The organism is Roseivivax lentus, from assembly GCF_900156805.1.
In the GTDB taxonomy this organism is placed as follows: domain Bacteria; phylum Pseudomonadota; class Alphaproteobacteria; order Rhodobacterales; family Rhodobacteraceae; genus Roseivivax; species Roseivivax lentus.
In genome coordinates this window covers 110,537-130,953 of sequence record NZ_FTOQ01000006.1, presented here as the reverse complement: position 1 = coordinate 130,953, position 20,417 = coordinate 110,537, and the positions used below count along the sequence as shown (strand labels likewise).

The window sequence follows — 20,417 nt, the reverse complement described above, 5'->3', positions numbered from 1 at the left end:
GCTTTTCGCGGCGCGCGGCCTCTGCTATCCGCGCCCCCATGCTGAAGATCCAGGACATCTCCTATTCCGTCGAAGGCCGCCCGCTCCTGCAGGAGGCCTCGGCGACGATTCCCACCGGCCACAAGGTCGGTCTCGTGGGCGCCAACGGCACCGGCAAGACGACGCTGTTCCGCCTCATCCGCGGCGAGCTGACCCTCGATGGCGGCGAGATCGCGGTGCCGCGCGGCGCGCGCGTGGGCGGCGTGGCGCAGGAGGTGCCTTCATCCGAGACCTCGCTTCTCGATACCGTGCTCGAGGCCGATACCGAACGCGCGGGCCTTCTGGCCGAGGCCGAGACCGCAACCGATCCCACCCGCATCGCCGAGGTGCAGGCGCGGCTCGCCGATATCGACGCCTGGTCCGCCGAGGGGCGCGCCGCCGCCATCCTCAAGGGGCTGGGCTTTGACGAGGCGGAACAGCAGATGCCCTGCTCGGCCTTTTCGGGCGGCTGGCGGATGCGCGTGGCGCTGGCGGGCGTGCTCTTCGCCGAGCCGGACCTGCTGCTGCTCGACGAGCCCACCAACTATCTCGACCTCGAAGGCGCGCTCTGGCTCGAAAGCTACCTGGCGCGCTATCCGCATACGGTCATCGTCATCTCGCACGATCGCGGGCTTCTGAACCGTGCTGTGGGCGGCATCCTGCACCTGTCGGAAAAGCGGCTGACCTATTACCAGGGCCCCTACGACCAGTTCGCCCGCCAGCGCGCCGAGCGCCGCGCGAACCTCATGGCGCAGGCCAAGAAGCAGGATGCCCGCCGCGCCCATCTGCAAAGCTTCGTCGACCGCTTCAAGGCCAAGGCGTCGAAGGCCAAGCAGGCCCAGAGCCGCGTGAAGATGATCGAGAAGATGGACACGATCCGCCTGCCCGAGGATGCCGCGAGCCAGGTCTTCACCTTCCCCGAACCCGAGGAGCTGTCGCCGCCCATCGTGCATATCGAGGGCGGGTCCACCGGATATGGCGAGACCACGATCCTGTCGCGGCTCGACCTCAGGATCGACCAGGACGACCGGATCGCGCTTTTGGGCCGCAACGGCGAGGGCAAGTCCACGCTGTCGAAACTGCTCTCCGGCCGCCTGCCGCTCTTTACCGGCAACCGCACCCAGGCGACCAAGCTGCGGGTGGGCTATTTCGCCCAGCACCAGGTCGACGAATTGCATATCGACGAGACGCCGCTGCAGCACCTGATGCGCGAACGCCCCGACATGCACCCGTCGAAGCTGCGCGCGAAGCTCGCGGGCTTCGGTCTGCTCGCGGCGCAGGCCGAGACCGAGGTCGGGCGGCTGTCGGGTGGACAGAAGGCGCGGCTGTCGCTCCTGCTCGCGACGCTCGACGCGCCGCATATGCTAATCCTCGACGAGCCCACGAACCACCTCGATATCGAGAGCCGCGAGGCGCTGATGGAGGCGCTCAACGCCTATACCGGCGCGGTCATCCTCGTCAGCCACGACATGCACCTTCTCAGCCTCGTGGCCGACCGGCTCTGGATCGTGAAGAACGGCACGGTGAAATCCTACGACCAGGATCTCGACGCCTATCGCCGCGAATTGCTGGAGCCCGCCAAACCCGCCCGTGCCGCGGCGAAGCCCGAGGCGCCGAAACCCGCGCGCCCGTCGCGCGACGCGATCCTCGCCCTGCGTTCGGAATTGCGCAAATGCGAGGCCCGGGTCCAGAAGATCGAGGAGATGCGCGACAAGCTCGCCAAGAAACTGGCCGATCCCGCGCTCTACGAGGATGCGCAGAAGCACCAGCTCGCCACCTGGAACAAGAAATACGCCGAGGTGATGGAAGGTCTGGAAAAGGCCGAGGCGCTCTGGCTGCAGGCGCAGGCGAAACTCGACGCCGCCGAGGCCGCCTGACCGCGCGCCCGCGCCCGCTCCGGCGGCTCGCGCGAACGCGCGGGCCTTCCTGCGGACCTAGCGCGACGGCCCGCCGACCACAGCTCTCAACCATCCTGATCGTCCCGCCGAACTGAACGGCCCGCTGTCCCGACCAGCGCGCCGCCGCCCCGGCCCCCCTCTCCAAACCAAGCGAGCCGCCGCACCGACGCGCCCCGCCCTCCCTTCACCTTTCCAGACAAACGCATCGCGACGCCTGCCACCCGCGCCCCATCCCGGGGCCAAGGCACCGGACGCACGCCCTGCCCTCCAAAGCATCTCTCCCGCGGAAACATCTTGCCGCGCCGCGCGGCCCCGATTACGCCCGGGCCATGGATATCGCGCTTCTCATCGCCACCTTCACGACGCTCTTCGTGGTCATCGACCCCGTCGGCACGACGCCCGTCTTCATCGCGCTGACCCGCGGCATGCCCGCGAAGATGAAGCGCGCCATCGCGCTGCGCTCCTGCCTGATCGCCGCCGCGATCCTGAGCCTGTTCGCCTTCGCGGGCGAGGCGGTGCTGTCCTTCATCGGCATCACCATGCCCGCCTTCCGCATCGCGGGCGGACTCCTGTTGTTCCTCACCGCGCTCGACATGCTCTTCGAACGGCGCACGAAGCGCCGCGCGGATCAGGCCCACGGGGCGGAAGAGGACATGCCCGACCCGTCGGTCTTTCCCATGGCGATCCCGCTTCTGGCCGGGCCCGGGGCGATCACCTCGGTGATCCTGCTGACGAGCGAGGCCCGGGATGCGCTGGCGCTCGCCAGCGTGATGGGCATGCTCTTCGGCGTGCTGCTCATCGCGCTCCTGCTGCTGCTGGCCTCGGGCTGGATCGAACGCGCGCTGGGCAAGATCGGCATCACGGTCATCACCCGGCTCCTGGGCCTCCTGCTCGCCGCGCTCTCGGTGCAATTCGTGGCGGACGGGCTTCTGGCCTTCGGCTTCGGCACGCCGCCCGGCTGATCCCTTCCAAAACCGCGCGCGCCTGCCTATCTCACTCCCATGGACAGCATTTCATACGGACAACTGGGTTATCTCGTCCTTCTGGGCGCGGTGCTCGTGTTCTGGTTCTTCGTGCAGGACCGCGCGGGGCTCGGCCAGAAGGTCAAGGCGCTGGCGGCCTGGGGCTTCATCTTCCTCGGCACGATCGCGGTGATCGGGCTCTGGGACGATATCCGCGGCACCGTGGCGCCGCAGCAGCAGGTGATGCAGACCGAGGGCCGGATCATCCTGCCGCGCCAGCCCGACGGGCATTACCACGCGCGTCTTTCGGTGAACGGCACGCCCGTCTCCTTCCTCGTGGATACCGGCGCCACCGGCACGATCCTGAGCGCCGAGGATGCGGCCCGGCTGGGCATGAGCCCCGATACGCTCGATTACATCGGCACGGCGCAGACCGCGAATGGGCTGGTGCGCACCGCGCCGGTCACGCTCGACGATGTGGCGCTCGGCCCCTTCACCGACCGGGATGTGCGCGCCTATGTCAACGAAGGCGCGCTGGGGCAGTCGCTTCTCGGCATGAGCTACCTGCAGCGCTATTCGCGGATCGAGATCGCGGATAACGAGCTGATCCTGACGCGCTGAGCCCGGGCAGGCGCGCCATTTTCTTGCTCGCAAGAAAATGCCACCGCCCGCGGTCACCTGATTTTTTTGGAAAAATCAGCCCCCTACCGTTCGGCCTTCTTCTCCCAGCGGCCCGAATCCTCGGACCAGTACTGCGCCGAACAGCCCGCATCGGTCAGCGTCTTCCACTGCACCCGCGCGGCCTGCACCGCCGCCGGGTCGTTGCCGTCGAAGAGCACGCAGACCCGGGCCAGCGCCTGCACCTCCTCCGCCGCCACCGCGGCGCCGTCGATGGCCATGACGCAATCGGGCGCGTTGGGCGCCTCCGCCGCATCGGTCAGCAGGATGGGCTGCGCCGCGTCATGCGGCCCGCCCGAACGGCCATGGGGCAGGAAGCCGTCCTCGGGCCCCAGCCACAGCTTCTCGTCCAGCCAGTCGAGCCGGGCCGCCTCCACGCCCCGCACCGCGACCCGCCAGCCCGCGCCGCGCGCCTTCTCGAGCAGGAGCGGCAGCGTCTCCTCCAGCGGGTGGTGCGTCAGGTGATAGAAATAGGCGGCACCCAAGGGCTCACGCCTTCTCGAACCGGTCCGCCACGAGCCGGTTCAGCGCCAGCACCCCCCAGCCCGTCGCGCCCTTGGGCGCAAGCGGAGTGTCCTTCGACACCTTGGCCACGCCCGCGATGTCGATATGGATCCACGGCACCTCGTCTTTGACGAAGACCTTGAGGAACTCGGCTGCGGTGATCGTGCCCGCGGGCCGCCCGCCGGTATTCTTGATATCCGCCAGCGGCGTCTCGATCTGCTTGGCATATCCCGCGCCGAAGGGCAGCCGCCAGGCGCCTTCGCCCTCGGCCGCCGCCGCCGCCTCGAAGGCGCGGTGGAAATCGTCGTCATTTGAGAAATAGCCCGCGTTTTCATGGCCGAGCGCGATGATGCAGGCCCCGGTCAGCGTCGCCAGATCGACCATGGCGGCGGGGTTTTCGTGCTCCTGCGCGTACCAGAGCACATCCGCCAGGACGAGCCGCCCCTCCGCATCGGTGTTGATCACCTCGATCGTGTCGCCCTTCATCGAGGTCACGATATCGCCGGGCCGGGTCGCGCGCCCGTCGGGCATGTTTTCCACCAGACCCACCAGCGCCGTGACGTTGGCTCTGGCCTTGCGCGCGGCCAGCGCCTGCATCACCCCCGCGACGACGCCCGCGCCGCCCATATCCATGGTCATGTCTTCCATGCCCGCCGCCGGTTTCAGCGAGATGCCGCCCGTGTCGAACACGACGCCCTTGCCCACCAGTGCCAGCGGCGCCTCGCCCTCGGCGCCGCCCTTCCAGCGCATGATGACCATCTTCGCCGGCGATTCGGAGCCTTGCGAGACGCAGAGCAGCGCGTTCATGCCGAGCTCGGCCATGCGGTCCTCCTCGACCACCTCGACCTCGACGCCGAGCTTCGACAGGGCCGACAGGCGCGCGGCGAATTCCGTCGTGGTCAGCACGTTGGCGGGCTCAGACACGAGATCGCGAGTGAATATCACCCCCGAGGCGAGCGCTTGCGCCGTCTCGACCTCGGGCGCGACCTCCTCGGGCTTCGAGACCATCAGCGTGACCGCGCCGTAGGCGTCGCCCTTGTCGGTCTTGTGATCGCTGAACGCGTAGGAGCGCAGGATCAGCCCGAGCGCGATATCCGCGGCGCGCCTGGTGGTCTCCGCGAGCAGGATGACTTGCCTGCGCGACAGCTTGGCAAGATTGGCGCCGGCGCGGCGCGCGACGTCCTGCGCGGGGTTGCGCGGCAGCTTCACGAGGTCGATGGCCTCCGCCGCCATGCCCGCCGGATAGGCCAGCGAGATCGCCTCGCCGGGCTTGGCCTTCTCGAAGGCCTCGCTTTCAACCGCACGCTTGACCGCGCCCTTCGACAGGCGGTTCAGACGCCGCGCCCCGGGGCTCATCTTGCCATCGGGGCTGACGCAGACCGCGATGCGGCCCTCCGCATCGCCAAGGACCTCGAGATCCGTCTGTTCCACCGTGATCCCGCGCAATTCGGTCATGCCACTCTCCTGTCTGAATTCCATGTCGGACCAGAGGTAGCGGGCGGGCGCGCGCTTGGCCAGAGGCACCTTTCGCGCCCCCGCCACATCCGCTAGGGTCGCGCAAAATCGATAGGCGATCTGGGGGGATCGGTGGCGAGATTCGACAGATACCTGCTGTCACGCCTCATGGTGCTGTTTGGCTTTTTCGCGCTGGTCCTGGTCTCCGTGTACTGGGTCAACCAGGCGGTGATCCTGTTCGAACAGCTGATCTCGGACGGGCATTCGGCGCGGGTCTTCCTGGAATTCACCGCGCTGTCGCTGCCCGGCACCATCGCCCGGGTGCTGCCGCTTTCGGCCTTCGTGGCGGCCCTCTACCTCACCCAGCGGCTGATCGGCGACTCGGAGCTGACCGTGGTGCAGGCCACCGGCTATTCGCCCTGGCGGCTGGCGCGCCCGGTGATCCTGTTCGGCGCGGTGGTGGCCACGATGATGATGATCCTCACCCATCTGCTGGTGCCGCAAAGCCTCGAACAGCTGCGCCTGCGCGAGGCCGAGATCTCCAACGCCGCCTCGGCGCGGCTGCTGCGCGAGGGCGTCTTTCTCAGCCCCTCCTCGGACCTCACCTTCTATATCCGCGAGATCACCGAGACCGGCGAGCTGCGCGACATCTTCCTGTCCGACCGCCGCCAGGAGGGCCGCGAGGTGACCTATACCGCCGAACGGGCCTTCGTCGTGGGCGACACTCCCGAGGAGGCCAATATCGTGATGATGAGCGGCCTCGCCCAGACGCTCGATCTCGAATCCGGGCGGCTCTCGACCACCACCTTCGCCGATCTGACCTACAGCGTGGCAAGCCTGATCGACCGCTCCACCGCCGACCGCCAGCGGCTCGAATCCACCACGTCCTGGGAGATCGTCAGCGATTTCAGCGGCGTGATGGCGCGCACCGGCGAGCGGCCGGCGGAGCTTCTGGTCGCGGTCTTCAGCCGCATCCAGCAGCCGCTTCTGGCGCTGGTCGCGGCGTCCCTGGGCTTTGCGACGCTGCTCACCGGCGAATTTTCGCGTTTCGGCGTCACCCGGCAGATGTTCGTCGCGGTGGCGCTCGTCGTGCTGGTCTACGTCTTCGAAAGCGCGGTGCAGGGCCCGTCGGAGAATTCCGTCGCCTCGGCCTTCCTGATCTTCCTGCCCAGCGTCATCGGACTGACCATGACGGCGCTTCTGCTGCGGTCCGCCGCGCGGCCGCGCAAACCGAAACGGCGCGCCGCAACACCGTCCGGAGCCGCCGCATGATCCTGCATCTCTATTTCGCGCGCCGCTTCCTGATGACCTTCCTCGGCATCTTCGCGGGCTTCGCCGCCTTCGTCTTCATCCTCGACCTCGTGGAACAGATCCGCCGTTTCGACGACGAGGGCGTGGCCTTCGGCCCCATCGTGCAGCTCACGCTTCTGAACCTGCCGGGCTCGCTCTACGAGATGCTGCCGCTCATCATGATCCTGTCCTCCATCGCGCTCTTTCTGGCGCTGTCGCGGTCTTCGGAGCTGGTGATCGCGCGGGCGGCGGGCCGCTCGGGCATCGTGTCGCTGATCGGGCCGATGCTGGTGGCGCTCACCGTGGGTGGCGTGGCAGTGGCCGCGATGAATCCCATCGTCGCCGCCACCTCGCAGCGCTATAGCGAGCTGAAGGAGCTTTACGAGGATGGCCGCCGCTCGGTCATCTCCATCGGCTCGGGCGGGTTGTGGCTGCGCCAGGGCGACGAGACCGGCCAGACGGTGATCCGCGCCAGCCGCGCCAACGCCGATGCGACTCTGCTCTACGACGTCTCCTTCCTCGAATACCGCGCCGAGATCGGCCCCGTGCGCCGGCTTCTGGCCCGCGAGGCCGAGCTGGTCGAAGGCGCCTGGACGCTGCGCGACGTGAAGACCTGGCCGCTCGGCCCCGGGGTCAATGCGGAGGCCAATGCGCAGCTCTACGACACGATCGACATTCCCTCATCGCTGACGCCGGAACGCATCCGCGACCGCTTCGGCCAGCCCTCGGCGATCTCGATCTGGAACCTGCCGCGCTTCATCTCCGATCTCGAACAGGCGGGCTTTTCCGCCCGGCGCCACGCGGTCTGGTTCCAGATGGAACTGGCGCGGCCCATCTTCCTCGTCTCGCTCATTCTCGTGGGGGCGGCCTTCACCATGGAACATGCCCGCATCGCGCGGACGGGCGTGGCGGTGCTTTCGGCGGTGCTCATCGGCTTCGGGCTGTTCTACATCCGCAACTTCGCGCAGATCCTCGGCGAAAGCGGCCAGCTTGCGCCACTCGTGGCGGCCTGGGTGCCGCCCGCGGCCTCGCTGCTGCTGGCGCTGGGGTTCCTGTTGCAGCGGGAGGACGGATGAAACCGGTGCCGTCTCGTCGTTTCCGCCAGTCTCTGCGCCTGCGCCCGGCGGCGTTTTCCGCCGGCATCGCCGCCGCGTGGCTCGCCGCCTGTCTTGCGGTGACGCCGCTCCACGCCCAGACCCTGCCGCCGCCCGCCTCTGCCGGCAGCGCCGCGACGGTGCAGGACACCGCGCTCCTGGTGGCCGATATCGTCTATGTGGAGGCCGACAGCATCCTCGTCGCCGAAGGCAACGTGGAGGCGATCTACCAGGGCCGCCGCCTGACCGCCCAGCGGATCGTCTTCGACCAGGAGGCCGGCACGCTGAGCCTCGACGGGCCGATCCGCATCGTCGAGCCCAATGGCGACGTGCTGACCGCGACCTCCGCGACGCTCGATGACGGGTTCCGCAACGGCATTCTCGCGGGCGCGCGCATCGTGCTCGACGAGCAGCTGCAACTGGCCGCGGTCGAGGCCCGGCGGCTCGGCGGACGCTACACGCAGCTGTCGAAGGTCGCCGTCACCTCCTGCCAGGTCTGCGGCCGCAACCAGACCCCGCTGTGGCAGATCCGCGCCGCCCGGGTCGTGCATGACGAAGAGGCCCGCCAGATCTATTTCGACAACGCGACCTTCCACGTCCTCAACGTGCCGGTGCTCTATTTCCCGCAGCTGCGCATTCCCGATCCGACGCTGACGCGCGCCCGCGGCTTCCTGCCGCCCGAGTTCCGCACCTCCTCGCTTCTGGGGTTTGGGATCAAGGTGCCGTATTTCATCCCGCTGGGGGCCCATCAGGACGTCACCGTCACGCCGTATCTCTCGACCGAAAGCTCCACGCTTGAGCTGCGCTACCGCCGCGCCTTCCGCTACGGCGACATCGAGGTGAACACCGCCGCCAGCCGCGATTCGCTCTTCGACGGGATCCGCGCCTATGCCTTCGTCGACGGCAGCTTCGACCTGCCCCGCGACTACAAGCTGAATTTCGGCCTGCAATCGGTCTCCGACGAGGCCTATCTCGACCTTTACGGCTATTCCTCGGCCGACCGGCTGCGCAATTTCGCCACCGTCAGCCGCTACAGCCGCGACACCGCCTTCGCCGCCGGGGTGGATTACTACGAATCCCTGCGCGACGAAGACACGACCGAGACGCGGCCCTCGGCCATTCTCGACGTGGATTTCGAACGGCGCTTCTTTCCCCGCGCGATCGGCGGCGAGCTGCGGCTCAGCACCGAGGCGCATACCCATTACCGTCCCTCCGACCGCGACACCGACGGCGACGATGCCGACAGCGTGGTCGATGGCCGCGACGTGAGCCGGCTGTCCGCCACCTTGTCCTGGCGCGACCGCTACACGCTGCCCGCGGGCCTGCGCGCAGGATTGCTGGGGCAGATCAGCGCCGATCACATCCGCATCGAGCAGGACGCCTTCTCAGAACCCGAGGCCAACGTGCTGACCCCCGCCGCCGCGCTGGAGCTGCGCTGGCCTTGGCTGCGCCGGGGCCCGGGCGGCAGCGCCACGCTGGTGGAGCCGCTGGCACAGATCGCCTGGTCGGGCGGCGACCGGCCCACCACCGCCGCCGATGAAAGCACGCGGCAGGAATTCGACGAGGGCAACCTTCTGTCGCTGTCGCGCTTTCCCGCGACCGACCGGCGCGAACGCGGCCGGGTCACCGCGCTCGGCCTGCGCTGGCATCACCGCAACCCGATCGGCTGGCAGGCCGGGCTCACCATGGGCCAGGTCTGGCGCGCCGATGACGACGCTGCCTTCACGCGCTCCTCGGGCCTGGGTTTTTCCACCTCGGATCTGCTGATCGCCTCGCATTTCGAAACCCGGGGCGGGTTCCTCTTCACCGGGCGCGGGCTGCTCGACATCGACGACCGCGCCTGGACCAAGGTCGAGGCCCGCGCCGAATGGGAGACGACGCGCATGGACCTGGGGGCCGCCTACCTGCTCCTGCGCGCCGATCCGGACGAGGATCGCAGCGATACCCAGTCGGAATGGACGGTCGACGGATCCTACATCTTCACGCCGCAATGGTCCGCCGACGGGTTCTGGCGCTACGATCTGGGCGACAACCGCTCGGACCGCGCCGGGCTCGGCGTGACCTGGCAGAACGAATGCGTCTCGGCGGAGATTTCGGTCTCGCGCCGCTTCGCCTCATCCACTAACCTTGAGCCGTCCACAGATATCGGCCTGACCGTCCTGCTGAAAGGCTTCAGCACCGGCGGCAGCGCGAAGGAGTACCGCCGCACATGCTCGAGCTTCTGACCCGCATCCCGACCCCCAAGATCGGCGCGATCGTATCCGTGGCGCTGGTGGCGCTGACGGTGGCCCTGGCACCTGCCGCGGCCCCCGCGCAGAACCTCTTCGCCCCCGCGATCCGGGTCAACGACGCGGTCATCACCAATTACGAGATCGACCAGCGCGCCCGGATGCTGCAGGCGCTTAACGCGCCCGGCAATTCCGAAGAGGCCGCCCGCGAGGCGCTGATCGAGGACCGGCTGCGGCTGCAGGCCGCGCGCGCGGCGGGCATCGATCCCTCGTCCGAGGACATCATCGCGGCGCAGGGCGAATTCGCCGGACGCGCCAATCTCACCCGCGAGGAATTCATCGGCGCGCTGGCCCAGGCCGGTGTGGCCGAGGAGACCTTCCGCGATTTCGTCCGCGCGGGCCTGTCGTGGCGCATTCTCGTGCAGCAGCGCTTCGCGGGCCGCGCCAATGTCTCGGAGACCGAGGTGGACCGCGCGATCTCGGGCGGTGCCGACGGCTCCAACGTGCGCGTGCTCCTGTCGGAGATCATCATGCCCGCCCCGCCACCGCAGGCCGAGGCGGTGCGCGCGCGCGCCAACCGGATCGCGCAATCGACCTCCGAGGGGGAATTCTCGGCCTTCGCGCGGCAATATTCCGCGACCGCCACGCGCAATGCCGGCGGCCGCCTGCCCTGGCAGGACCTGACCGACCTGCCTCCGCAGCTGCGCCCGATCATCCTCGGCCTGTCCCCGGGCGAGGTGAGCGAGCCGCTGCCGATCCCGAACGCCATCGCCCTCTTCCAGCTGCGCGGCATCGAGGAGACCGGCTACAGCGCGCCCGAATATGCCGCCGTCGAATACGCCGCCTATTACCTGCCCGGAGGGCGCACGCCCGAGAACCTCGCCCGGGCGCGTGTCATCGACAGCCAGACCGACCGCTGCGACGACCTCTACGGCATCGCGCAGGGCCAGCCCGAAAGCCGGCTCAACCGCGAAAGCCTGCCGCCGTCGGACCTGCCCACCGACATCGCCTTCGAGCTGTCGAAGCTCGATGCCGGCGAGGTGTCGAGCGCGCTGACCCGCGGCGACAACCTCATGGTGCTGATGCTCTGCGGGCGCACGCGCGCCGTGGTCGAGGGCCGCGACCGGGAGGACCTCGCCCTCGGGCTGCGCAACCGCCGCCTCAGCGCGCTGGCGGACGGCTATCTCGCCCAGCTGCGCGCCGACGCCTATATCGTCGAAGAATGAGCCCTGCCCGGAATGCGCGCCCCGGCCCGATCGCGGTCTCCTGCGGCGAGCCCGCGGGCATCGGACCCGAGCTTGCGCCCGCCGCGTGGCGCATCCTCGGCGCCGAGGTGCCGTTCTTCCTGATCGGCGATCCGGCCCATGTGCCGGACGACATGGCGCCCATCGTGGCGATCACCCAGCCGCAGGATGCCGCCGAGGCCGCCCGCGACGGGCTGCCGGTCCTGCCGCTTGAGATGGCGGGCGCGCGCACGCCGGGCACCCCGCAGGCCGCGCAGGCCCGCGGGGTGATCGCGGCCATCGAACGCGGCGTGCATCTCGTGGCGACCGGCAAGGCCTCGGCGCTCTGCACGCTGCCCATCCACAAACAGGCTTTGGCCGACGGCGCGGGCTTCGCCTTTCCCGGCCATACCGAGTTTCTCGCCCATCTGGCCGAGGCCGACGAGGTGGTGATGATGCTCGCCTCGGACCAGCTGCGCGTCGTGCCCGCGACGATCCACATCCCGCTGTCCGACGTGCCCGCCGCGCTGACCGCCGAGCTTCTGGAACGCCGCATCCGCATCACCCATGCCGCGATGATCGCGCAATTCGCCATCCCCCGCCCCCGCATCGCCGTGGCGGGCCTGAACCCCCATGCGGGCGAAGGCGGCAAGATGGGCCGCGAGGAGATCGAGGTCATCACCCCCGTGCTCGACCGCCTGCGCGGCGAGGGCATGGAGATCGCGGGCCCGCTTTCCGCCGACACCATGTTCCACGCCGCGGCCCGGGCGCGCTACGACGTGGCGATCGCCATGTATCACGACCAGGCGCTGATCCCGATCAAGACGCTCGATTTCGACCGGGGCGTGAACGTGACGCTGGGCCTGCCCTTCATCCGCACCTCGCCCGATCACGGCACCGCGCTCGATATCGCGGGACAGGGTGTGGCCAATCCGTCCTCGACCGTGGTGGCGCTGCGGCTCGCCTGGCGCATGGCGGGCGGCGCGGAATGAGGCGGGGCGGCACCGGGGCGCGATATTCTGAATACGGCGCATCCGGTTATGGCGCGTTTGCGTTTTTCGGGAAAGATGAAGCGCAGAGGCGGCGCGCATCGCGCCCTTCGTATGCACTTTTGTTATTCTGCAACAAGGCGTTGCACCGCCCTCTTCACGCAATGGATGAAGCGCCATGAGCGGTCTCGACACGCTGCCGCCCCTGCGCGAGGTGATCGCCACCCACGATCTGCGCGCCAAGAAGGCGCTTGGCCAGAATTTCCTGCTCGACCTGAACCTCACCGCCAAGATCGCGCGCGCGGCGGGCGATCTGAGCAATATGGACGTGCTCGAGGTCGGGCCCGGGCCCGGCGGGCTCACCCGCGGGCTTCTGGCCTCCGGCGCGCGCCGCGTTCTCGCCATCGAGAAGGACAGCCGCTGCCTGCCCGCGCTGGCCGAGATCGCCGCAGCCTATCCCGGGCGGCTCGAGGTGATCGAGGGCGACGCGCTCAACGTGGACCCGCTGGCGCATCTGACCCCGCCCATCGCGGTGGCGGCCAACCTGCCCTACAATATCGGCACCGAACTGCTCGTGCGCTGGCTGACGCCGAAAGACTGGCCGCCCTTCTGGCAGAGCCTCACGCTGATGTTCCAGAAAGAGGTGGCCGAGCGGATCGTGGCGGCCCCCGGCTCCAAGACCTACGGGCGGCTGGCGCTCCTGGCGCAATGGCGCAGCGAGGCGCGCATCGTCATGACCCTGCCACCCGAGGCCTTCACCCCGCCACCCAAGATCTCCTCGGCCGTGGTACATCTGACGGCCCTGCCCGAGCCGCGATTCCCGGCCGACGCGAAAATCCTCGAAGAGGTCGTGGCCCGCGCCTTCAACCAGCGCCGCAAGATGCTGCGCGCGAGCCTGAAGGGCCTGCATCCCGCGATCGAGACGCTTCTGCGCGAGGCCGGGATCGCGCCCACCGAGCGGGCCGAACAAATTCCCCTCGAGGGCTTCTGCGCCCTGGCCCGCGCGATCGCCGCGGCCCGTGCCGCGGGCTAGCCGCGGATCGCGCGCGGGCTGACACGCCACGAAAAAAGGCCGGTCCCGGGACCGGCCTTCTCAATTCCATGATCGTCGCGCGCGCGGCCTAGCCTTCGTTGGCGGCATCCTCGGCCGGGGCCGGCGTCTGGCCGCTTTCCTGGGCCTCCGCGGGCTTGCGGCGCGGCTTGCGCTTCGGTTTCGGCTTCTCGGCATTCTCCGGCGTCTCGACGAGATGCGACTCGTCGTCATCGGCGTTCAGATCGACCACGTCGGCGTCCTGGCTGCCGCCCTCGCCGCCCGCGGACTTGCCCCGGCGACGGCGGTTGCTGCCGCCCTGGTTGCCGTTGCCGCCGCCATTGCCGCCGTTGTTCGACTGGCCGCCATCGTTGCCATTGCCGCCATCGCCGTTCCCAGCGGTCTCGGGCTGGGGCGCGCGGCCCGGATCGTTGCCGTCATGGCCACGCTGGTCGTCGCCGCTGTCATGCCCGCCATGCTGGCTCTTGTCGTCGCCGTCGCGGTCGTTGCGTTCGCGGTCCCGCTGCGCCTGGCGTTCGCGGTTTTCCCGCTCCTGCTGTTCGCGCTTCTGGTCCTGCTCGCGCTGCGCCTCGCTCAGCATGCGCTGGTAATGCTCGGCGTGCTGCTGGAAGTTTTCCGTGGCAACGCGATCATTGCCGAGCTGCGCGTCGCGGGCGAGCTGGTTGTACTTGTCGATGATTTGCTGCGGCGTGCCGCGCACCTTGCCGTCCGGGCCGGAGCTGTCGAATACACGGTTGACGACGTTGCCCATCGTGTTCCGGTTGCGGTTGCCCTTGGGACGGGACCGTGACTTGGAAGATCTCATAGCGCGGTTTCAGTCCTGTATCTGACTGTGGTTCGTGATCCTCCGGCGCTTTTCTGCGCCCGCCTCACAGGATCACGGTTGCTTTGTGGCTTGGTACCGGGCGCGACGGGATATCCCGTCCGAACCATTGCCCGGTGCGCTTGAGTAAACATGGCTGTCCGCGTTTCACAAGGCCTGATCGCGCAAAAAGCGGCAAATTCGCGGGAAAACCGCGTCTTGCGGCGAAAATCCCCCGGATTTTGCGGATTTGCGCCGTCTCAGGCGCTGGCCAGCAGGATCACGCCGCACAGGATCACCGCCGCCCAGGACAGCCGGCGGCGCAGATCGCCCTCGCCGAGGATCAGGCTGCCCGCGAGCACGGACAGAAGCACCGACACCTCGCGCAGCGGCGCTACGTAGACCACCGGGGTGAAGCGCATCGCGATCAGCACGAGGATATAGGCCAGGGGGCTCAGCACCGCGATGACCATCACGCCCAGCCGCTCCTCGCGCCAGAGCCGCGCCACCCGCGCCCGGCGCAGCCAGGCCACCGGCGTCAGCAGCACCAGCCGCGACAGGTTCGAGGCATATTCCAGCAGAAGCGGCGGGATCAGGATCGCGGTGACCGCATAGGCATCCCAGACCGTGTAGGCGCCGATCAGCGCGCCGGTGGCCATCCCGAACAGCAGCGAGGTCGCCCCTGCCCCGCCGGAAAAGCTGCGCCGCCCGCCGGTCAGCATGAAGACCCCGAAGACGATGATGCCCGCACCCACCGCCATCTGCGGGCTCAACGCCTCGCCGAGGACGAGCACCGCGAAACTGCCCGACAGGACCGGCCCCGTGGCCCGCGCGGTGGGATAGACGACCGAAAGGTCGCCCACGCTGTAGGCTTTCTGCAGCAGCAGGAAATACGCCAGATGCAGCATTGTGCTGCCGGCGATGAACCACAGATCGGTCAGCGCGAAGGTCGCCCAGCCCGCCGCGATCCAGAGGCCGAGCGGCGCGTAGATCACCACCGAGACGAGCGAGAACAGCCAGACAAGCTCCGCGCCCGCGTTCAGCCGCTTGACGAAGAGGTTCCAGGTCGCGTGGCAGATCGCGGCCGAGAGAACGAGGAGAAATCCCGCAAGCGACATCCCGGGCGCGGCTCAGGGCGCCGGGTCGGCGGCGGCGACGACGCGGTCGCGCCCGTCGAGATCGGGCAGAACGCGCACCTCCGCAAAGCCCGCCGCGGCGAAAAGCTCCGACACCGCGGCGCCCTGCGCGGCGCCGATCTCGACCAGAACACGCCCGCCCCGGGCCAGATGCGCCCCCGCCCCCTTTGCGATCGCGCGGTAGGCGCTCAGACCGTCCGCCTCGTCCGTCAGCGCCATGCGCGGTTCGTACTCGGCCACGTCCCGGTCGAGCCCGTCCATCTCCGAGGCCGCGATATAGGGCGGGTTCGACACGATCAGGTCGAAACGCTGCCCCTGGGCCAGCGGCGCGAACCACGCCCCTTCCAGAAGCGCCACCCGGTCAGTCAGCCCGAAGGTGTTGCGGTTCCAGAACGCCACCTCCAGCGCCGCGCGCGACAGGTCCGTGGCCACGCCCGTCGCCTCGGGCAGTTCGGCGGCGAGCGTCAGCGCGATGGCGCCCGACCCGGTGCCGAGATCGAGAAACCGCGTGACCGGCCCGGCCAAAGCGGCCTCGATCAGCGTCTCGGTCTCGGGCCGGGGGTCGAGCACGTCCTTGGTGACGAGGAATTCGCGCCCGTAGAACATCCGCCGCCCGGTCAGGTGCGACACCGGCACCCGCTCCGCCCGGCGTTCGACCATGACGTTGTAGATCACCGTCAGGTCCGGTGCGACGGGCTCGGGCAGGAACAGGGTCAGGCGGCCGGGCGGCACCTTCAGCACATGCGCCAGGAGGCGCCGCGCGTCGCGGCCCGGATCGGGGATGCCCGCCGCCGCAAGCCGCCGCGTCGCCGTGGCGAGGATCGCCGATCCGGTGGTCACGCGCCCATCTCGGCCAGAAGCGTCGCCTGCGCGTCCTGGATCAGCGCGTCGATGATGTCGTCGAGATCGCCGGCCATGACCTGGTCGAGCTTGTAGAGCGTGAGGTTGATGCGGTGATCGGTCAGCCGCCCCTGCGGGAAGTTGTAGGTGCGGATGCGTTCGGACCGGTCGCCCGAGCCCACCTGCGCGCGCCTCAGATCCGAACGCTCCGACGCCGCCTTCTGCCGCTCCGCATCGAAGAGCCGCGTGCGCAGCACCTGCATGGCGATCTCGCGGTTGCGGTGCTGGCTCTTTTCCGACGAGGTCACGACGATGCCGCTCGGGATATGGGTGATCCGCACCGCCGAATCGGTGGTGTTGACGTGTTGGCCGCCCGCGCCCGAGGCGCGCATCGTGTCGATGCGGATGTCGTTCTGGTCGATGGCGATATCGACCTCGGCGGCTTCGGGCAGCACCGCGACGGTGGCCGCCGAGGTGTGGATGCGCCCACCCGATTCCGTCGTTGGCACCCGCTGCACCCGGTGCACGCCCGATTCGTATTTCAGCCGCGCGAAGACGCCGTCGCCCTCGATCCGCGCGGTGACCTCCTTGATCCCGCCCAGCTCGGTCGTCTGCTCCTCGATGATCTCCACGCGCCAGCCCCGCGCCTCGGCGTAGCGCTGATACATGCGCAGCAGATCGCCCGCGAACAGCGCGGCCTCCTCGCCCCCCGTGCCCGGCCGGATCTCGAGGATGGCCGGGCGCGCATCGGCGGCGTCGCGCGGCAACAGCGCCAGTTGCAGCGCATGTTCGGCCTCGGGCAGGCGCGCGCGCAGCGTGCCCAGCTCCTCCTCCGCCATTTCCCGCATCTCGGGATCGGCGCGCATCGCCTCGGCCTCGGCGATCTCGTCCGTCAGCGCGCGCCAATCGGCGATCACGTCCACCACGGGTTTCAGTTCGGCATATTCGCGGCCCAGGGCGGCGATGTCGCCGTCGCCCGTCGCCATGCGCGCCTCGAGATACTCGAACCGTTCGGTGATCTGCAAAAGGCGGTCATTCGGGATCATGCACGCGGTCTTGCCGACCCGCCGCGGCGCGGTCAAGGGCACCGGCGCGGCCCGGCCGCGGCAACGAGGCCCTTGATCGACCGGAGGCGGACCGCCTAACCTTCCGACATGATGCATCGGGCCGCCATAGCGCTTCTGGCAGCAGGTCTCTCCGCCACGCCGGCGATGGCCGATCTGCTGCGCCCCGACGGGACCACGATCGATTGCTATTGCACCGACACGCAGGGCGACCGGGTGGAGCTCGGTGAGGTGATCTGCCTGCATGTGGGCGGGCGCAGCTTCAACGCGCAATGCCAGATGTCGCTGAACAACCCGATGTGGCGCGAACTGAACGAGGGCTGCCTGTCGAGCGCGCTCGACCCCGAGCCCGGGCCCGCGCCGCCGATGAGCCCGGCGCCGGACCGCGCCGGTTAGGCGCCGATCCCGCGCGCGCCCCAGGTCGAAGGGGGCACCGGATCGCGCAGGTCATGACAGGCCAGCGCCCCTCACTCCGATTGCGGCAATTCCGCCAGCCAGCCCTCGACGCGCGCCTTGTTCACGCCGAGATCGGACTGGCCGAACCGCGCGCGCGCATAAATCTCGATGCGGTCCTCGACCTGCTGCACCGTGGTGTAATCGGGAAAGCCCATCCACTTGGAGCGGGTGACATAGGTGATCCGCTCCTCTGCGACGCTGCCCGCGACCAGCTCCGTGCGCGGGGTCGACAGGATGATGCGGTCGAGATCGGCCAGCGTGTCCTCGCCCGCGTCGAGGCGCCGTCGCACACCCGCTGCGAGGTCCTGATCGGCGGTGACCTGCGGATCGACATGCCAGACCTCCGGATCGGAGGGAGCGAAGCGGATATAGGCGACGCCCGCGACGATCAGCAGGATGATGAGCCAGAAGATGAATTTCAGCACTGATACAGGCCTTTGTGATTGGAGCACGTCGTTCCGGAACGCGGTGTTATCTTCTCCGGGTCCATCCCCAGAGACAAAGAATTTCCGTCGCCACATGCGCGCCCGCGATGGCGGTCGCGCCCGTCGTATCGTATGGCGGGCTGACCTCAACCACATCGCCGCCGACGACGTTCAAACCGGCAAGTTCCCGCAGACAGATCGCCGCCTGCCCCGAGCTGAGCCCGCCCCAGACCGGCGTGCCGGTGCCCGGCGCGAAGGCCGGATCGAGGCAGTCGATATCGAAGGTCAGGTAGGCGGGCGCATCCCCCACGATCTCGCGCACCCGTGCCGCCGTGGCATTGGGCCCGGTCTCATGCACCGACCGCGCATCGAGATTGGCGATCCCCAGCATGTCGGGATTGGTCGTGCGGATGCCGATGGTCGCCGAGCGGGCGGGGTCGATCAGCCCCTCGCGCACCGCCTTGTAGACGAAGGTGCCGTGATCGATCCGGGTGGGATCGTCGTCCTGCCAGCTGTCGGAATGGGCGTCGAACTGAATGAGCGCGAGGGGCCCGTATTTCGCCGCGTGGGCGCGCAGGATCGGCAGCGTCAGGAAGTGATCGCCGCCGAGGCTCAGCGCCGCGGCGCCCTGATCGAGGATCGAGGCGATATGCGCCTCCACCCGGCCCGGCACCTCGGCCACATTGGCGTAATCGAAGGCCATGTCGCCGTAATCCGCGACCGCGAAGGCGCTCAGGGGATCGAAGCCGTCCCAGCCATAGGGCGGGTCGTAGGTCTGCAGGCTGGAGGCCTCGCGGATCGCCCGCGGTCCGAAACGGCAGCCGGGACGATTCGTGACCGCCTGGTCGAAGGGCAGCCCGGTCACCGCGATGTCGATGCCCGCGAGATCCTTGGTGTAGCGGCGCCGCAGGAAGGACGTGGCGCCCGCGAAGGCGTTTTCATAGGACAGGCCGCGCGGGTCGCCGCGGGTGAAGGCGTGGTCGATCTGGGTCTTGGCATCTTCGAGCGCCATGGCGGGCTTTGTCCTTTTCCCCGGGCGATGCGCCTCTGCCGGCGTCGCTTTTGCGTTTTTTCGGAAAGGTGAAGGGTCAGGGGCGGCGCGTCACTCCGCCGCCCGCGCATGCGCCAGCGCGTGCCGCCGCTCGATCAACCGGACGAAGAACGAGGCCCCGAGGGGCGCCACCGCGTCGTTGAAATCGAATTTCGGGTGATGCACGCCCGGACCCACCCCCTGGCCCAGCTTGAGATAGGCGCCGGGCCGCGCCTCCAGCATGTAGGAAAAATCCTCCGCCCCCATGACCGGCGGCGCGTCCGTATCCACCGCCTCCGCACCCGCGATCTCGCGCGCGATCTCTGCCGCGAAGGCGGTCTGGGCGGTGTGGTTCACCGTCGCGGGGTAGGAGCGGTCATAGGTGATCTCGACGCTCAGATCGGCGCCCGCCGCATGGGTCTCGGCGAGCTTGCGGATGCGCGCCTCGGCCATGTCCCGCACCTCGGCATCGAAGGTGCGCACGGTGCCCGCGATCATCGCCGTCTCGGGGATGACGTTCCAGGCGGAGCCCGCATGGACCTGGGTGATCGACACCACGATCTGCCCCAGCGGGTCGGTGTTGCGCGACGCGATGGTCTGCATGGCCAGACCGAGGCCCATCGCCGCCGGGATCGGATCGGTGCACATATGCGGCCGCGCCGCGTGCCCGCCCTTCCCCCTCAGGGTGATGGTGAAATCGTCCACCGCGGCCATGATCGGGCCGGGCCGCGTGGCGAAGGCGCCCTCGGGCAGCGACGGGTTGGTGTGAAGCGCGTAGACCTCCTCGATGCCGAAGCGGTCCATCACGCCCTCCTCGACCATGATCCGCGCGCCGCCGATCGTCTCTTCGGCGGGCTGGAACAGCAGGACGACGCGGCCCGCGAAGTTGCGCGTCTCCGCAAGGTAGCGCGCGGCGCCCAGCAGCATCGCGGTATGCCCGTCATGGCCGCAGGCATGCATCCGGCCCGGATTGGTCGAGGCATGTTCGGCGCCGGTCTCCTCGCTCATCGGCAGCGCGTCCATGTCGGCGCGCAGCCCGGTGACGGGCCCCGGCTGTTGCCCCTCGATAACGGCGACCACGCCGGTCCGCGCGATGCCCTCATGCACCGCGTCGACGCCGAACTCGCGCAGCCGCGCGGCCACGAAGGCCGCGGTCTCGACGCAGTCGAGGCCCAGCTCGGGATGGGCGTGCAGGTGGCGGCGCCAGGTCTTCATGTCCGGGGCGAACTCGGCGATGCGGTTGACGGGCGGCATGTGCTGGACTCCTCCTGGGG

At 69.0% G+C, this 20,417-nt stretch carries 19 protein-coding genes; 10 read left to right on the top strand and 9 right to left on the bottom strand.

Annotated elements, in window-relative coordinates; genetic code table 11:
• Positions 1-38 precede the first annotated feature (38 nt).
• From BW990_RS12035 to BW990_RS12025, 3 genes are all read left to right on the top strand, one after another.
• On the top strand, positions 39-1,895 hold the full coding sequence (locus BW990_RS12035; RefSeq protein ID WP_076448350.1) for an ABC-F family ATP-binding cassette domain-containing protein: 1,857 nt from the start codon (positions 39-41) through the stop codon (positions 1,893-1,895).
• Positions 1,896-2,245: 350 nt separating this feature from the next.
• The gene (locus BW990_RS12030; RefSeq protein WP_076448284.1) at positions 2,246-2,878 is read left to right on the top strand and encodes a MarC family protein; all 633 of its coding nucleotides are present in this window, start codon (positions 2,246-2,248) and stop codon (positions 2,876-2,878) included.
• A 39-nt stretch (positions 2,879-2,917) separates the two neighbouring features.
• Positions 2,918-3,499 carry a retropepsin-like aspartic protease family protein gene (locus BW990_RS12025; protein ID WP_076448283.1) on the top strand — a complete coding sequence of 194 codons (582 nt, stop codon included), beginning with the start codon at positions 2,918-2,920 and terminating at the stop codon, positions 3,497-3,499.
• Positions 3,500-3,582: 83 nt separating this feature from the next.
• Here the strand turns inward: BW990_RS12025 and BW990_RS12020 are convergent, their stop codons facing one another.
• Both BW990_RS12020 and BW990_RS12015 read right to left on the bottom strand, forming a co-directional pair.
• Positions 3,583-4,041, bottom strand: coding sequence for a DNA polymerase III subunit chi (locus BW990_RS12020; protein WP_076448282.1), 459 nt, complete (start codon positions 4,039-4,041; stop codon positions 3,583-3,585).
• A gap of 4 nt (positions 4,042-4,045) precedes the next feature.
• Positions 4,046-5,515: a leucyl aminopeptidase gene (locus BW990_RS12015; RefSeq protein WP_076448281.1), complete on the bottom strand. Its 1,470-nt coding sequence runs from the start codon at positions 5,513-5,515 to the stop codon at positions 4,046-4,048.
• A gap of 132 nt (positions 5,516-5,647) precedes the next feature.
• Between BW990_RS12015 and BW990_RS12010 the strand changes: the two genes are divergently transcribed.
• From BW990_RS12010 to rsmA, 6 genes are all read left to right on the top strand, one after another.
• Positions 5,648-6,787, top strand: coding sequence for an LptF/LptG family permease (locus tag BW990_RS12010; RefSeq protein ID WP_083950579.1), 1,140 nt, complete (start codon positions 5,648-5,650; stop codon positions 6,785-6,787).
• Complete coding sequence (gene lptG / locus BW990_RS12005; RefSeq protein ID WP_076448280.1) at positions 6,784-7,881, top strand: LPS export ABC transporter permease LptG; 1,098 nt, start codon at positions 6,784-6,786, stop codon at positions 7,879-7,881. The genes BW990_RS12010 and lptG overlap by 4 nt, the downstream gene beginning before the upstream one ends.
• Positions 7,878-10,124, top strand: a complete 2,247-nt coding sequence (locus BW990_RS12000; protein ID WP_083950578.1) for an LPS-assembly protein LptD — start codon at positions 7,878-7,880, stop codon at positions 10,122-10,124. The genes lptG and BW990_RS12000 overlap by 4 nt, the downstream gene beginning before the upstream one ends.
• Positions 10,109-11,353 (top strand): peptidylprolyl isomerase, encoded by a 1,245-nt coding sequence (locus BW990_RS11995; RefSeq protein WP_076448279.1) that lies wholly within the window; start codon positions 10,109-10,111, stop codon positions 11,351-11,353. The genes BW990_RS12000 and BW990_RS11995 overlap by 16 nt, the downstream gene beginning before the upstream one ends.
• Entirely contained in the window at positions 11,350-12,342 is a 993-nt protein-coding gene (gene pdxA / locus BW990_RS11990; RefSeq protein WP_076448278.1) for a 4-hydroxythreonine-4-phosphate dehydrogenase PdxA, read from the top strand. The genes BW990_RS11995 and pdxA overlap by 4 nt, the downstream gene beginning before the upstream one ends.
• Positions 12,343-12,517: 175 nt before the next feature.
• A complete protein-coding gene (gene rsmA / locus BW990_RS11985; protein ID WP_076448277.1) occupies positions 12,518-13,372 on the top strand; it encodes a 16S rRNA (adenine(1518)-N(6)/adenine(1519)-N(6))-dimethyltransferase RsmA in 855 nt (284 codons plus the stop codon).
• Between the two features lie 88 nt (positions 13,373-13,460).
• Here rsmA and BW990_RS11980 read toward each other — a convergent pair whose 3' ends face one another.
• From BW990_RS11980 to prfA, 4 genes are all read right to left on the bottom strand, one after another.
• Entirely contained in the window at positions 13,461-14,195 is a 735-nt protein-coding gene (locus BW990_RS11980; RefSeq protein ID WP_076448276.1) for a DUF4167 domain-containing protein, read from the bottom strand.
• Between the two features lie 257 nt (positions 14,196-14,452).
• On the bottom strand, positions 14,453-15,310 hold the full coding sequence (locus BW990_RS11975; RefSeq protein ID WP_076448275.1) for an EamA family transporter: 858 nt from the start codon (positions 15,308-15,310) through the stop codon (positions 14,453-14,455).
• 12 nt (positions 15,311-15,322) lie between these two features.
• Positions 15,323-16,168 (bottom strand): peptide chain release factor N(5)-glutamine methyltransferase, encoded by an 846-nt coding sequence (prmC, locus tag BW990_RS11970; protein WP_076448274.1) that lies wholly within the window; start codon positions 16,166-16,168, stop codon positions 15,323-15,325.
• Positions 16,165-17,214, bottom strand: a complete 1,050-nt coding sequence (prfA, locus tag BW990_RS11965; RefSeq protein ID WP_076448273.1) for a peptide chain release factor 1 — start codon at positions 17,212-17,214, stop codon at positions 16,165-16,167. The genes prmC and prfA overlap by 4 nt, the downstream gene beginning before the upstream one ends.
• A gap of 108 nt (positions 17,215-17,322) precedes the next feature.
• Between prfA and BW990_RS11960 the strand changes: the two genes are divergently transcribed.
• Positions 17,323-17,628: a hypothetical protein gene (locus tag BW990_RS11960; RefSeq protein ID WP_076448272.1), complete on the top strand. Its 306-nt coding sequence runs from the start codon at positions 17,323-17,325 to the stop codon at positions 17,626-17,628.
• 71 nt (positions 17,629-17,699) lie between these two features.
• On the opposite strand, the gene BW990_RS11955 is transcribed toward BW990_RS11960, so the two are convergent.
• From BW990_RS11955 to BW990_RS11945, 3 genes are all read right to left on the bottom strand, one after another.
• On the bottom strand, positions 17,700-18,113 hold the full coding sequence (locus tag BW990_RS11955; RefSeq protein WP_327214039.1) for a DUF1499 domain-containing protein: 414 nt from the start codon (positions 18,111-18,113) through the stop codon (positions 17,700-17,702).
• A gap of 46 nt (positions 18,114-18,159) precedes the next feature.
• Positions 18,160-19,125: an agmatinase gene (speB, locus tag BW990_RS11950; protein ID WP_076448271.1), complete on the bottom strand. Its 966-nt coding sequence runs from the start codon at positions 19,123-19,125 to the stop codon at positions 18,160-18,162.
• A gap of 90 nt (positions 19,126-19,215) precedes the next feature.
• Positions 19,216-20,397 carry a M20 aminoacylase family protein gene (locus BW990_RS11945; protein ID WP_076448270.1) on the bottom strand — a complete coding sequence of 394 codons (1,182 nt, stop codon included), beginning with the start codon at positions 20,395-20,397 and terminating at the stop codon, positions 19,216-19,218.
• Between the last annotated feature and the right edge of the window lie 20 nt (positions 20,398-20,417).

What these genes read in the sequence shown, in the direction of transcription:
- BW990_RS12035 (WP_076448350.1), top strand. Translation starts at nt 39, where the DNA reads ATGCTGAAGATCCAGGACATCTCCTATTCCGTCGAAGGCCGCCCGCTC.
- BW990_RS12030 (WP_076448284.1), top strand. Translation starts at nt 2,246, where the DNA reads ATGGATATCGCGCTTCTCATCGCCACCTTCACGACGCTCTTCGTGGTC.
- BW990_RS12025 (WP_076448283.1), top strand. Translation starts at nt 2,918, where the DNA reads ATGGACAGCATTTCATACGGACAACTGGGTTATCTCGTCCTTCTGGGC.
- BW990_RS12015 (WP_076448281.1), bottom strand. Translation starts at nt 5,515, where the DNA reads ATGACCGAATTGCGCGGGATCACGGTGGAACAGACGGATCTCGAGGTC.
- lptG (WP_076448280.1), top strand. Translation starts at nt 6,784, where the DNA reads ATGATCCTGCATCTCTATTTCGCGCGCCGCTTCCTGATGACCTTCCTC.
- BW990_RS12000 (WP_083950578.1), top strand. Translation starts at nt 7,878, where the DNA reads ATGAAACCGGTGCCGTCTCGTCGTTTCCGCCAGTCTCTGCGCCTGCGC.
- BW990_RS11995 (WP_076448279.1), top strand. Translation starts at nt 10,109, where the DNA reads ATGCTCGAGCTTCTGACCCGCATCCCGACCCCCAAGATCGGCGCGATC.
- pdxA (WP_076448278.1), top strand. Translation starts at nt 11,350, where the DNA reads ATGAGCCCTGCCCGGAATGCGCGCCCCGGCCCGATCGCGGTCTCCTGC.
- rsmA (WP_076448277.1), top strand. Translation starts at nt 12,518, where the DNA reads ATGAGCGGTCTCGACACGCTGCCGCCCCTGCGCGAGGTGATCGCCACC.
- BW990_RS11980 (WP_076448276.1), bottom strand. Translation starts at nt 14,195, where the DNA reads ATGAGATCTTCCAAGTCACGGTCCCGTCCCAAGGGCAACCGCAACCGG.
- BW990_RS11975 (WP_076448275.1), bottom strand. Translation starts at nt 15,310, where the DNA reads ATGTCGCTTGCGGGATTTCTCCTCGTTCTCTCGGCCGCGATCTGCCAC.
- prfA (WP_076448273.1), bottom strand. Translation starts at nt 17,214, where the DNA reads ATGATCCCGAATGACCGCCTTTTGCAGATCACCGAACGGTTCGAGTAT.
- BW990_RS11960 (WP_076448272.1), top strand. Translation starts at nt 17,323, where the DNA reads ATGATGCATCGGGCCGCCATAGCGCTTCTGGCAGCAGGTCTCTCCGCC.
- speB (WP_076448271.1), bottom strand. Translation starts at nt 19,125, where the DNA reads ATGGCGCTCGAAGATGCCAAGACCCAGATCGACCACGCCTTCACCCGC.
- BW990_RS11945 (WP_076448270.1), bottom strand. Translation starts at nt 20,397, where the DNA reads ATGCCGCCCGTCAACCGCATCGCCGAGTTCGCCCCGGACATGAAGACC.